The sequence below is a fragment of the Sphingobacterium endophyticum genome (assembly GCF_009733535.1).
GTDB lineage: Bacteria > Bacteroidota > Bacteroidia > Sphingobacteriales > Sphingobacteriaceae > Sphingobacterium > Sphingobacterium endophyticum.
The window spans coordinates 131,561-144,662 of sequence record NZ_SMMI01000003.1 but is presented as its reverse complement, the minus strand read 5'-3'; the positions used below and the strand labels follow the sequence as shown (position 1 = coordinate 144,662).

The following is a 13,102-nucleotide window of genomic DNA, read 5'->3' as shown; positions in this document are numbered from 1 at the left end:
GTATTGATAGTCAATTTAATTAACTTGATCATGGTATTTTCCTTTCATATAACTTTGCAACTTAATTCTGATGCACTGTAATAATAATGATTCAAAAGAAAAAGCTCCTTTTGGATTATTCTCCTAAAAAGAGCTTTTTAATAAAATATTGTTCCGAATAATTAGGCTTCAGGTTGTTCTGGATTAAATTGTTCTCCAGAAAATTTCGTGACCAGCATTGCCGCAACTGTATCACCAGTTGCATTTAAGACCGTTGCTAAAGGATCGACCAATGCCCCTATGATGAGGATAGATGGCACGGCTTCATTTGGAATTCCATAAAGAGAAATCATGAGCATTTCTCCAATAAATCCACCATTTGGAATTCCCCCAGCAACCATAGAAACTAATACTGTAATTCCTACCGCAGTAATCATGGTAGTTGGTTCAAAGAAATCCCATCCTAAAATGGAAAATGCAACATAAATTTTCAAAATGGAGGAAATTGATGAGCCATTTTTATATAATGTATTCCCTATTGGGATAACGATGCTTGATATTTCCTTTGGAATACCAATTCTATTAGCTGCTATTAAGTTCGCTGGTAGTGTTGCCAAACTGCTACAGGTACTAATTGCCGTTAAGGTTGGTGAAATATTATGTTTCCAATATGTTTTTACGCCGGAAGTACCCTTCGCAATAAATGCGTAAAAGCTGAAAAATACTAGGAAGAAAATAATTCCAAATCCATAATAGAACCCTAAAGGTTTCGCGTAAAATCCAAACAGCTCAGGTCCCAATGTTTTTACCTGATAAGCAAAATATGCCCCTAAGCCTATAGGTCCTGCTTTCATCACTAAAATGAGAAGGTTTTCCATCACTTTATTTCCTGCATTCAGAAATGCCGTGAATTGTTTTCCCATTTCACCGGATTTTCGGGTAGCTGTTCCTACAAGAAGGGCAAAGATGACAAATGCAAGAATATTTTTGCGGGAAAGGAGATTAGCGAATTCATCAACCGTTAAGAACCTGACAATTCGATCTCCCCAAGTTTCATTAGGATTGGTCGACAAAACCTCATTGACTGCAGATCCATCTGATATGGCCGTTACTGGAAAGGCCCACAAACCAGCAATTGTTGCGATTGCCGCAATAATGATGGTTCCAATAAATACTGCTGTCATTATTCCGATGGTCTTTCCTAATTTATTGCTATCCTCAATATTGGCAATCGAAGAGGAGATGGCAAAAAACAAGAGTGGGATAACGGAAACGAAGAGTAAATTCAGGAATATATCACCGATAGGTTTCAGGATTACAACCAGTTGGGGGAAGAATACTCCAATCAGGCTACCAACGGTAATACCTATCAGAAGCAAAATTATACTTCCATAATTTTTAATGATGTCTTTCATTTATGTAATTTGCTCAAGCTAAAATACTTGTTTTTATTTTAGATTTGCCAAAAATATACAATGGAATTCGTTAAAACAGCAGATGGATCAAAAACTTTGTTCCATGAACAGATAGGAGAGCATTATCATTCCAAGCATGGTGCTCAGCAAGAAAGTATTCATGTGTTTTTAAATACAGGCTTGCGTTATTGGTTAGAAAAAAATGTTGCCAAGAATGCCTCTATTTTGGAGATTGGTTTCGGTACAGGTTTAAATTTCTTGTTAACAGCAGATTATTGTGCAAAGAATTTAATCGGACTAAATTATGTTGGGATTGAAGCCTTTCCATTATCTAATGAGTTAGTAAGTCAATCAGAATACAACCAATATATTTCAGAAGATATCTGGAAGGATTTCTTATTGAATTATACTGAAGCGTTGAATTCAAAGATAAAATTAACGGATAATATTCATTTGGAAATTGCACATCAGAAAGTGATGGAATTCAATAGCTTGGAACAATTTGATGTGATTTATTTTGATGCTTTTGCAGAAATCCATCAACCGGAGATGTGGACCCCTGAAACCTTGGCTCATGTGACTCAATTTTTGAAACCAAATGGAGTATTTGTTACCTATGCTATCACAGGCAATCTAAAACGGGCAATGAAAGCTTTAGGTTTTAGTATTGAAAAAGCGCCTGGTGCTCCTGGCAAACGTGAAATGCTAAGAGCAACCAAGCTTTAAATCCTATTTTTTATTTATCCGGCCGAGCGGTCGACGGTTTTGTCCTTCGGATTTCGTTAAGTTATCACCTAGATCTCGACGGGCTTCATCTACAATTTCTAATAGTTTTTCAACAATTTCCGGATTTTGATCAATAACATTATAACGCTCACTCGGATCTCTTCGTAAATCATAGAGCTCCGTGGTTTTCACTTCTAATTCCTTATACTGTCCGCCAAATCCATCATTCCCTGGAAGTATTCCTTCATAGCTTCTTGACTTATGCGGAAGGAATAACTTCCAGTTTTTATATCGTACAGCCTCAAGATCATTTTGATTATAATAATAATACATGGAGGTTCGAGACTCTGGTGCTTTTGGATCTTTTAACTGAGCTAAAAAGCTGATTCCGTCTATTTGCTGCGGATTGTCCGAATAATTAGTCAACTCCGCAATGGTGGCAAATATGTCCATGCTACTGGTTAGGTAGTTGTTAATTCGGCCTTCTTTAATTTTGCTAGGCCATGATATTATACATGGAACACGCTGACCGCCTTCCCAACTCGCTCCTTTCCCTTCTCTAAATCCTCCTGCAGAGCCATTGTGGTTCCCGAAGTTCAGCCATGGTCCATTGTCGCTGGTAAATATCACGATGGTATGATCACTTATTCCATTAGCTTTTAATGCTTGCAATATTTGTCCCATGGAATCGTCAATCTCATGCATCACGTCTCCGAAAAGGCCCTGCTCGGAGGTCCCTCTGAATTTTTTGGAAGCTGCGATAGGAACATGCGTCATGCTATGGGCAAGGTAAAGGAAGAAAGGTTTGTCTTTATTTGTTTTTATAAAATTAACAGCTTGATTTGTATAGTTTTCTGTTAATTTTGATTGGTCTTCTAGATTATTGATTTTCATAACCGTATCAGGAATTACCTGTCCGGATTTGATGCTCAATAGGGGTAATACAGGGTATTTAGCAACATAACTATCCGCTTTTGCAGGCAGCCCATCAAAACCTACTGGCCACATATCATTAGAATATGGAATACCATAATAAGCGTCAAAACCCTGTGTGGTCGGCATAAATTCAGGTTCACTGCCAAGGTGCCATTTCCCAATAATTTGGGTTGCATATCCTTTGCTTTTCAACATTTCCGCCATAGTGATTTCCTGTTGGTGTAATCCTACTCCCGTATTTGGCATAAACGCCCCGCTAATGCCCATCCTATTCGGATAATTACCAGTCAATAAGGCCGATCTCGACGCTGAACAAACCGCTTGCGGCACCAAAAAATTTGTAAATCGTATACCTGTATTCGCCATTTTATCTAAAACAGGGGTATGATAATCCAAAGCTCCTGTAACTCCCAAATCACCATATCCTAAATCATCCATAAATACAATAACAATATTAGGTAACTCCTGTTTTTTCTGACCAAAAACAACCGTAGTAGTTAAAATTAAGAATAGAAATAAGATTTTTCTCATAGGTTTAGGGGTTTAGAGGATAGACTTAAGACACAAGACAGTAGACACAAGACTCTAGAAAGTTGACAAAATGATTCTTAACTACTGACTCCTTTCTCTTTATTCTCTGCTGTTGGCAATATAAACTATCCAGTAGCCAATTTACAATACTTATTAGAGAATAAATTATTAAAATTAGATATTGCATTATTTTTTTACAACTTTCTCTGGCTCTTATGTCTACTGTCTAATATCTCCTTGTCTCTTCTTAAAAATCCCATCGGGATGGCATATCTATAGCCAGACCCGCAGGGTCTGGAATAAGCGTTAATTTCAACTATCTAGGCTCTTATGTCTACTGTCTATTGTCTACTGTCTAAAAAAAATGCCGCAGAGACATTTCTCTGCGGCATTTTTTTTATAAAACCAAAGATACTAGTGACCTTCGTTTCCATCAGCTCCGTGAGCATGTCCATGAGATAATTCTTCTGGAGTAGCTTCACGAGTGTTTAATACTTCGATATCAAAGTTTAATTTTTTTCCAGCCATTGGGTGATTTAAGTCAGCAACAACTGTTTCTGGTGTTACCTCTACCACAACCGCGCGGAATTGATTTCCTTGGTTATCCTGTAATGGAAGAACCTCACCAACTGGAGGCAATCCAGTTTCTTTGAACATATCAGCAGGTAATTGTGCAATTGCACGATCATCACGTTCGCCATAAGCATCTGCCGCCTCAAGTTCAAATGATTTTTTATCACCAGCATTTAATCCAGCGATGTTTTCTTCAAATTTAGGCAACATCATGCCTACACCATATAAAAATGTTAAAGGATTTTCAGTTGTTGTTTGCTCTACCAATGTTTTTTCACCGTTATCTTCAATTGTATGAAGAACGTAGTTCAATGTTACTACATTGTTATTTTCTACTGCCATTCTAAATTAGATTTTGGGAGTTTATCCCTGTTTATTATTTATTAATTCTATAATGCCTGCAATCGTCGATTGAGGAAGACTACATGTTTTGTTCTGACAAAGGTATGCTTTTGATTCCAAACCGACTTTATTCTCTAACAACGGAAGCCTGCTTTTTGTTCCTCCCAATGTGATTTTGTTCGGTATATAATGTTGATCAAGTTCTTTTCGCCATGATTTTACATCTTCTCCCGTGATGGCAATTTCCCAAAATCCATAATGGAGTTCAAGTAATTGAATTGCCCAGTTTGAATACGCTGAACCATAAGATTTAATATGTGGAAATACATTTGCAAAAACTCGATCTGCAATTTCCGTGTACTCATTATTATCAAATAATAAGCCGAGTTTGAATAAATTCCTAACTATTGTAGAGGACGATGCTGGAATGACATTGTCCATGATCTCACTTTTTCTTGCAATAAGAACTTCAGCATCAATTCCGCTATAATAAAATGTGCCTATAGATGCATCATAAAACTGCGAAATTGCAATGTCTGTGTATGTTTTGGCCTTATTTAACCATGATTCATCAAATGTTGCTTCATAGAGTGAAATATAGGCTTCAATGGTAAATGCATAATCATCTAAAAAGCCAAAAATAGTCCTATTGCTATCTGACGGTTGATGAAGTAATCTGCCATTTTGGCAACATTTGCTTTCTATGAAATTGGCAATACCTAATGCCAGTTTTAGATAACGGTCCTCGTGGAATGTCCTAAAGGCATCTACAAGGCCTTTTAAAAATAGTGCATTCCAGGTCGTAAGCTGTTTATGGTCTAGTCCTGGACGAATTCTTTTACTGCGGTATGTTAATAGTTTTGATTTTATCTCTTTGAGATGTGTATCCCATTCTTGCTCAGAATATCCAGCTTCTGAAATAATGTGCTCGTCCTCTGCTTGCACAAATGGAATATTTATCTGTTCCTCCGTCCAATTCCCGCTTTTCTTTATGTTGTAATAGTTCCTAGCCAGTTCAGCATCTTCGCCCAATAAATTAAATTCAGCATCCTCGAAAGTATAAAACTTACCTTCAACGCCTTCTGAATCAGCATCCAAGGCTGAGTAAAATCCGCCATTAGGATCCATCATTTCTCGTTCCGCCCAAGAAATTGTTTCTTCAACAACATTTTTATACTGCAAGGAGGGCTTTTGCTGATAAGCTTCACTATATAGGCTCAATAATTGGCCATTATCATAAAGCATCTTCTCGAAATGTGGTACATGCCATCTGCCATCTACGGAATATCGAGCGAATCCACCAGCAATATGATCATATATACCTCCATTTGCCATTTTCTTTAAGGTAAAATGTACATGGTCTAGAATTTCTTGATCATGATTCAAATAACCGTATCGGAGGAAGAAAATCCAATTATTGGGTAATGGGAATTTAGGTTCACGCCTATAACCGCCGTTCTTTTCGTCGAATTGTTCTTTCCACGGTTCTACAACAGCTTCAACGTCTTGATATGTATATTGCTCTGGAATTTCTTGAATGGGTAATTTTTCAGCTTGCTGAATTCCTTGGGTTAGTCTTTCAGCATAATCTATAGCTCCTTCAGGTTTTTCCTCCCACATTTGAGCAATTTGTAGCAAAACCTGCTGCCAGTCTTGAGGCTTAAAATAGGTGCCCCCATAAATTGGGCGCCCATCTGGCAAACAAATGCAATTTAATGGCCAACCCCCAGAATTGGTCATCAGCTGAACAGCAATCATATAGATCTGATCGATGTCAGGTCTCTCTTCGCGATCCACCTTTATACAAACAAAAAATTTGTTCATGGTTTGAGCAATAGCATCATTTTCAAAACTCTCTCGCTCCATAACATGACACCAATGACATGCCGAATAACCTATGCTGACAATAATTAGTTTATTTTCTGCTTTGGCTTTGTTTAATGCCTCTTCACCCCAAGGAAACCATTGAACTGGATTGTGTTCATGTTGCTTTAAATATGGGGAATTTTCACCTTGTAACTTATTTGCCATAGTAAACGAAGGTAATTAATTATTATTTTAATAAACCTAAGAGATTGGCAGTTCCTCCTGCCAACATTTCAAAGGTTAATCCTTGTTCTAATTCTAGAATTGAAACATTGGAAGTCGCTAGTTCAATTTCTGAATGGCTAAGGTAATTCGTCAGATTGGATAAGCCAGGATTATGGCCGAATACCAATAATTTATCATAATTAGTTGAAACGTTATTGATCACCTTTAAAATATCTGTAAAATGAGCTTCGTAGATATCCTTTGTTTGTTGGATGTTTTCCAATTTATATCCAAGAACGGAGCAAAAGATTTCTGCAGTTTGAATGGCTCGATTTGCCGTGGATGAAATGGCTAAGGTTTTTGTGTCAATTTGTATTATCTCTTTGAGTTCCTCCGCTATACGATGCGCCCTATCTTTTCCCTTTTTCTGCAAATCTCTATAGAAATCTTCTTTTGAAAAGCTATGTTCTTCAGCTTTTGCATGTCTTACTAGATATAATGTTGCCATGATATTCCCGAATTAGTGAGGCTACAAGATAACGAAATCTTAGTTAATAGAAGGTTCTGAAATTGTTAAGGAAAAGTTTTAGTATAAAACTAAATCGATATACATGTATCGGAATTAAACATATTATCGTTATAGATATATCTAAACATTGAAAAACAGTAAATATGGGTAAAGAAGGTACATTTCAGAATGATCTGTCTTTAATAGTTGGCTTAAGAAATAATTTAGAATATAGTAAAGCTTTTTACAGTGCTATCCGCAAGCTATACGATAAAGTTGAAATTGTATTTGTCAGTTACGGTAGTATCGATGGTACACATGAATGGCTGGATAGTTTGAATGATCCCAACGTAAAATATCATTATGGGAAGGAATCCAAATCCTTATCAGAAACCTATAATAAAGGGGTTGAATTAGCCACTTCAAAGCTGGTTACTTATGTTCATAATGATATGATTATAGGTGAAGGTTTTGTTGAGGCGTTGATTGAAGCCTGGGAACCGGGAACAGTAACATTTTATTCCTTAATTGAACCTCCTGTATTCACAGATGATTCTTTTGACTGGAAAACAATTAAGGACTTTGGGACCGATCTTAAGACATTTGATAAGAAAGCATTTAACAAATTTGTAAATAGGCTAAGAGAGAAAAAAGAACCTCCATTTCCCACAAACGACCATTCATTCTTTTTGTGTGTCGAACGATCCTGGCTTGTAAGTATGGGCGGCTTGGATTCAACCTTTAATCCAATGTTTTGCGAAGATCTTGACCTGTTAATGAGGTTCTCCATTCAAGGAGCCAAATTAGTGCAAGTACCTCAAGCCATTGCCTATCATTTTGTCAGTAAAACATCTAGATTTTCCAAGGAATATAGTGAATCAAGTAAAAATATTGACCTTCTTGCTATTCGTAATTTCTACAGAAAATGGAGATTTCACCCATTTGCAGAGTATAGAAAAGCTTATGATGTTGTGGCCGTCGTAGAGAATGCAACTCCTGAGGGATTATTTAAAATCGAACCCTTTGTTCATAAAGTCTATACGGATTCAAATATTGCACAATATATCTCTAAATATCAACATACAACAAGGATTAACCTAAAAAAAAGAGTATTGCCAATTCAAGAATTAAAGAAACATGATGTTATTATTTATTTAGATCAAAGTAAATTGAATCATGCTGATTTCAATCAAATTCAAAAACTTTCTGATATTATATCGAAAAATGAAATAAAAAATAATAATCCACTTAAAAGATTGTTTAAAAATTACAAAAAAATTAATTTTGGAAATATAATTGGAGAAGTTAATGACTTCAGATCTTTGGAGGAGAATTTCCCAGTTGTTGTAAATCATTAATTTTCCAATAATGGGTTTTTTGTCCTACATTTTTAACAATCGTCCTTCCATTTCTTACGCAATTACTGTTTGTAATGAACATAAAGAGATAGATCAATTATTAGCTAGCTTATTACCCAAATTGAGAGATAAGGATGAGGTTGTTGTTCTTCAGGATATTACAGAGAAAAATGAACAAGTTTCCGAAATCTTGAACAAATATGCGGATAGGATTAAAGTTTCAACCTCAAAACTCAATGCAGACTTTGCAACATTTAAGAATGAATTGATACCAATGGCATCATGCGATTACTTATTCCAAATCGATGCTGATGAATTGATTCCTGATTCCTTAATTAAAAAACTTCCTGCTTATTTAGCTTTAAAGTCCAAATATGATTGTTTCAATGTTCCTCGCAAAAATACGGTGGCTGGAATTACTGACGAACATATCAAGAAATGGAATTGGCAAATTAATAAAGATGGATATATTAATTATCCGGATTGGCAGATGAGAATTTTTAAACTGGATCCATCGAACCCCATTAAATGGAAAAATAAGGTTCATGAAGTTTTGGTAGGATATAAAAAAGTCGGAAGATTAAAAGGAAAAGGTTATGAATTTGCTATTATTCATAACAAGGAAATCAAAAAACAAGAACAACAAAACGAATTCTACGATAATAATTTTTAATCCTTCTGTATGCCATAATCTGTCCAAATCTTCTTTTCATCAATAGTGCTTTTTAAGATTTGATCATTTTTTGATAAATTATCTTTGTTGTTTTCCTTATGATAAAGGTGATATGCAACCGCTGAAAATTTTAAAAACCTCTTTTTTACTCCTTTGTTCATCAATCTAAAGGCCATCTCAGAATCCTCAGATCCCCAACCTTGTATGCTTTCATTGTATCCATTTACAGCTATTAGATCATCCTTCCAAAAGGACATATTACATCCCCTCAGTATTGCCGGCTGATTTTTCTTGTATCGATCTGCTAAGAATTTAGAAAGTACCTTAGATCGTAAGCTATTTAAAATAAAAGACATAGGAAATTTACTACGGTCCACTTTTATGCTGCCTTTCTGTTCCAATAACTCTTTACTTTGTTTCTGGTCAATCCATACCCGGCTTCCACATAAAAAATGATTTTTTTCAACTAAAGATAAATGGTCTGAAATAAAATGTGGATCCAATAGAATATCACCATCAATTTGAATGATATATTCTGATTGAGCTGCTTCAATGGCTTTATTACGAATTACACTCAACCTAAATCCTTCATCTGGATGCCATATATGAACTATTGGTACTGGAGATTGTGTTTTTAGCCTTTCAACTAACAATTTTGTTTCTTCCTTTGATCCATCATCTGCAATTAGAATTTCATCTGGCAATCGATTTTGCGAAAGAATGGTTTGTACACAGCGCTCCAATGCCTCCGGCCAATTATAAGTCGAAACCATGATACTAACAGTACTGGGTTTTTGTGCCGCCATTTTCATTCTAATTTGTTAAATATTGGTCCAAGCCGGATTCCGTCCAGGTAATATTGTCCTTTAAAGTCTTTTCCATAATTTCTTTATTGCGACCTTCCTGATCTACATTTTTTTTCTCAGGATGGTGTAAATGATAAACTATGGCAGCAAACTTAATAACTGATTTTTTTATCCCATTATTCATCATCCTCAACGTTAAGTCGCTATCTTCATGACCCCAGCCCTCATATGCCTCATTGTATCCATTTACCGCATAGATGTCTTTCTTCCAAAAGGACATATTTGCCCCTCGGGCATAGTAAACAGGGTAGGAGTTCTTATAGCGGTTAAGTAAATAATTGGATAAAACCGGAATACGGAAACCATTTTCTATTCTTTTGTTACCTCCTCCAAAAAGCTTGGGGTGTACATTTAAATCATTGATCAATTTTTTAGAATATTCGTCACTTAGCATCACACGACTTCCTTGCAATAAATAATTTGGTCTAGCGGCTTTTAAGTGGTCTTTTATGAAATCCTTATGCAGAAACACATCGCCATCGATTTGGATGATATATTCATGTGTACATACTGCAAAACATTTGTTCAGCATAATTGTCTTTCGAAAACCAGCATCTTCCTGCCACAGGTGTTTAATAGGGATAGAAAATGAACTTTTGATCGTATCAATCAGTTCCTTTGTGTCAGAAGTCGATCCATCATCTGCAATGATAATTTCTTTAGGTAAAATGCTCTGTTCACCTACGCTGAGTAAGCATAAATGTAAGGCTTCTGGCCAATTATACGTTGCTATTATTAATGAACAGTTCTTTACAATCATGCAGTTTGACAATTATTTCTCAATAATATAAATTATCGATTACTTGTGGAAATATGTTTTTGAATTGATTTGGTATCCAAGAGAAAGAATTACATGGACTCAATTATCTTTCTCAATCTACCCATAATTAATGGCCAAGAATAATTTTTTTGAACATAATCTTTTGCCTTGCTTTTATTTTGTTCAATTAAATCTGGATCAGAAATAAATTTATGGATTTTAGCATGAAAATCCTGCTCGTCCCCATATGCTTCAGTCGCTTGTGCGCTCTTCCTTGAATGACCTAGAAGAACATCTGATTTGCTGTTGACTAACACGGTTTTTCCGAGGTCCATGGCCTCTAATAACAATAATGAAAGACTTTCATTCCTCGATGGATTGACAATCAAAGTGGCATTCTTGATTAGAGAAACTTTTTCTTCATCCGTTACAAATCCGGTGTAAATAATATCGGCATGTTCGATTTTTTCCTGAAATAAACGACCTGTCAAAACAAGCTTTAAATCACTTGGAAATTTCTTCTTATAATTTATGAACCATGGAATCAGACTGTCCATTTTAGAGCCGCATATCCTGCCAAAATAATGTATATAGCGTTCGGGAAGATTAAATTTTGATTTCAATTCGACTAATGGAACTTCCTTCTCAAATTCGGTTTCAACCCCGACAGCCACTATGCTGTTTTCGGACATCTTATTCCCAAAAATCTGCTGACTTAAATGATGCTCCTCTTCGGTATTAAATCCGATATGCTTTACTGAGGTAAAAACATGCGTATGGACGGATCTAAATACATCCCCTTCATTATGAACGGTCGGAATTAATAAGGTCTTATTTGGAGCTATCCTTGCCCCGAAAACTGTATGTGGATATACATAAGAAAATAAAATAATCGCTTTATATTCCTCCTGATGCTGTTCCAAATAATCAAGTAGTGGTTTGGAATAAAAACCATGGCTCTGAAGTAACTTTTCTTCATTTTTAATTCCAAGATTCCAAACAGGATTCAGATTTGCTACAGATTCCAATAAACCTAAGCGAAATAGATTCCGACGAACCTTCCTGGAAAACTTAGTTTTCTTACGCCATTTTTTGTGTTCCTTAGGATCAAATGGTTTACAATCGAACCTTAATACATTTACTCCATTTATTAACTCACTATCTTCTTTATAATAGGGTTCAAATGTATTATAATTAATTGTTTTACTAGTTAAAACATCAACCTGGTAATCGTTTATTAGTCTTTCAGCAAGCATTTTACAATGATATTCCGCGCCACCATTTACCTCATTTCCATACTGACAAACTAAGAAACAAATCTTTTCCATATTTTAATTTGATGATTGACTCCTAAAACGATTATTAGACGCCAATTCGCTACTATAAGTTTAATTTTAATTTAACCTTCTCAACAACCATTCCACTTGTAACAAGGTCGATGGCTTCAATTCCATCACATGGACAGGCTTTATTACCATAGATGGAACTTGGTCTACTGGGATGCTCAACCTGTACACAGTCATCAATACTTTGTCCATAACCAAGGAATCCCGCATAAGGATGCGTCGCCCCCCAAATGGAAACACAAGATACCCCCATTAATGAGGCCATATGCATTCCTGAGCTATCCATACTAATCATCAGGTCAAGATGAGCGATGATATCCAATTCTTGGCTCAAATTATATTGGCCAACTATAGAACGAACATTTGAAAATTGTTTTTCCCAACCCTCAGTTACCTGAGCTTCTTCAGATCCTCCCCCAAAAAGAATAATTTGAACCGGGATTTCTGAAAGTACTCTGATTATTTCGCCCATTTTTTCCTTTGAAAGGACTTTATACGGATGTTGGGCAAAAGCAGAAATTCCAATTTTTTTCATATTGGAAGCCAAGATTGGCATCATCCCTGGTGGAATGAGCCTGTGTTGCTTTTGTAATTGATGTGAAAGTGATAAAGTATATCCCAGTTGACGGAATACATCTGCATACCTTTCTGTCGTCAGTTTTAAGGGTTTGAAAATCTTATTTTCCGACCTAGTTAATGCTTTTTTTTCTGCCCTTCCTTTGTCCAGAATCTGAACCGTATAGCCAGATATTTTAAATAGTATATCCAAAAACCTGGACCTTAAATTATTATGCAGGTCAGCAACTTGCGTAGCCTTATAGGACTTGAGTTCCTTATAGAGCTTAAATAATCCGGCTATGCCTTTATGCTTGTTTTTTGGGTCAATGGGATGAAACTTTAAACGTGGGATACCTTCAAAAAAAGCAGAAAAAAACGGACGGGAAACCATAATGATTTCTGTGTCCGTATGCTGTTCTTGAAATTCACGTAAGACCGAAGCCACCATTGCGACATCACCCATCGCTGAAAACCTAGTGACCAAGATTCGCTTCATATTG

General features: G+C 35.9%; 12 protein-coding genes. 3 read left to right on the top strand and 9 right to left on the bottom strand.

The genetic code is table 11. The features are described 5' to 3' along the window. Positions 1-161: 161 nt before the first annotated feature. Positions 162-1,394, bottom strand: coding sequence for a dicarboxylate/amino acid:cation symporter (locus E0Y80_RS03625; protein WP_156306053.1), 1,233 nt, complete (start codon positions 1,392-1,394; stop codon positions 162-164). Positions 1,395-1,454: 60 nt separating this feature from the next. Here E0Y80_RS03625 and mnmD point away from each other — a divergent pair, with 60 nt between their 5' ends. Continuing rightward, positions 1,455-2,120, top strand: a complete 666-nt coding sequence (gene mnmD, locus E0Y80_RS03620) for a tRNA (5-methylaminomethyl-2-thiouridine)(34)-methyltransferase MnmC2 (protein WP_156306052.1) — start codon at positions 1,455-1,457, stop codon at positions 2,118-2,120. Between the two features lie 3 nt (positions 2,121-2,123). Here mnmD and E0Y80_RS03615 read toward each other — a convergent pair whose 3' ends face one another. The 4 genes from E0Y80_RS03615 to E0Y80_RS03600 form a co-directional block, all read right to left on the bottom strand. Next, a complete protein-coding gene (locus E0Y80_RS03615; RefSeq protein WP_156306051.1) occupies positions 2,124-3,587 on the bottom strand; it encodes a sulfatase family protein in 1,464 nt (487 codons plus the stop codon). 414 nt (positions 3,588-4,001) lie between these two features. After that, positions 4,002-4,502 (bottom strand): FKBP-type peptidyl-prolyl cis-trans isomerase, encoded by a 501-nt coding sequence (locus tag E0Y80_RS03610; protein WP_156306050.1) that lies wholly within the window; start codon positions 4,500-4,502, stop codon positions 4,002-4,004. A gap of 21 nt (positions 4,503-4,523) precedes the next feature. Continuing rightward, positions 4,524-6,533: a thioredoxin domain-containing protein gene (locus E0Y80_RS03605; RefSeq protein ID WP_156306049.1), complete on the bottom strand. Its 2,010-nt coding sequence runs from the start codon at positions 6,531-6,533 to the stop codon at positions 4,524-4,526. Between the two features lie 22 nt (positions 6,534-6,555). Further along, positions 6,556-7,041 (bottom strand): SixA phosphatase family protein, encoded by a 486-nt coding sequence (locus tag E0Y80_RS03600; RefSeq protein WP_156306048.1) that lies wholly within the window; start codon positions 7,039-7,041, stop codon positions 6,556-6,558. A gap of 164 nt (positions 7,042-7,205) precedes the next feature. Here E0Y80_RS03600 and E0Y80_RS03595 point away from each other — a divergent pair, with 164 nt between their 5' ends. Continuing rightward, positions 7,206-8,399, top strand: a complete 1,194-nt coding sequence (locus tag E0Y80_RS03595) for a glycosyltransferase family 2 protein (RefSeq protein WP_156306047.1) — start codon at positions 7,206-7,208, stop codon at positions 8,397-8,399. A 19-nt stretch (positions 8,400-8,418) separates the two neighbouring features. After that, positions 8,419-9,072, top strand: a complete 654-nt coding sequence (locus E0Y80_RS03590) for a glycosyltransferase (protein WP_197091475.1) — start codon at positions 8,419-8,421, stop codon at positions 9,070-9,072. Here the strand turns inward: E0Y80_RS03590 and E0Y80_RS03585 are convergent. The 4 genes from E0Y80_RS03585 to E0Y80_RS03570 form a co-directional block, all read right to left on the bottom strand. Further along, positions 9,069-9,878, bottom strand: a complete 810-nt coding sequence (locus E0Y80_RS03585) for a glycosyltransferase family 2 protein (RefSeq protein ID WP_156306045.1) — start codon at positions 9,876-9,878, stop codon at positions 9,069-9,071. The genes E0Y80_RS03590 and E0Y80_RS03585 overlap by 4 nt on opposite strands. Before the next feature lie 7 nt (positions 9,879-9,885). Next, positions 9,886-10,698: a glycosyltransferase family 2 protein gene (locus tag E0Y80_RS03580; RefSeq protein WP_156306044.1), complete on the bottom strand. Its 813-nt coding sequence runs from the start codon at positions 10,696-10,698 to the stop codon at positions 9,886-9,888. An 89-nt stretch (positions 10,699-10,787) separates the two neighbouring features. Further along, a complete protein-coding gene (locus E0Y80_RS03575; protein WP_156306043.1) occupies positions 10,788-12,026 on the bottom strand; it encodes a glycosyltransferase in 1,239 nt (412 codons plus the stop codon). 52 nt (positions 12,027-12,078) lie between these two features. Beyond that, entirely contained in the window at positions 12,079-13,098 is a 1,020-nt protein-coding gene (locus tag E0Y80_RS03570; protein WP_156306042.1) for a glycosyltransferase family 9 protein, read from the bottom strand. Positions 13,099-13,102 lie beyond the last annotated feature (4 nt).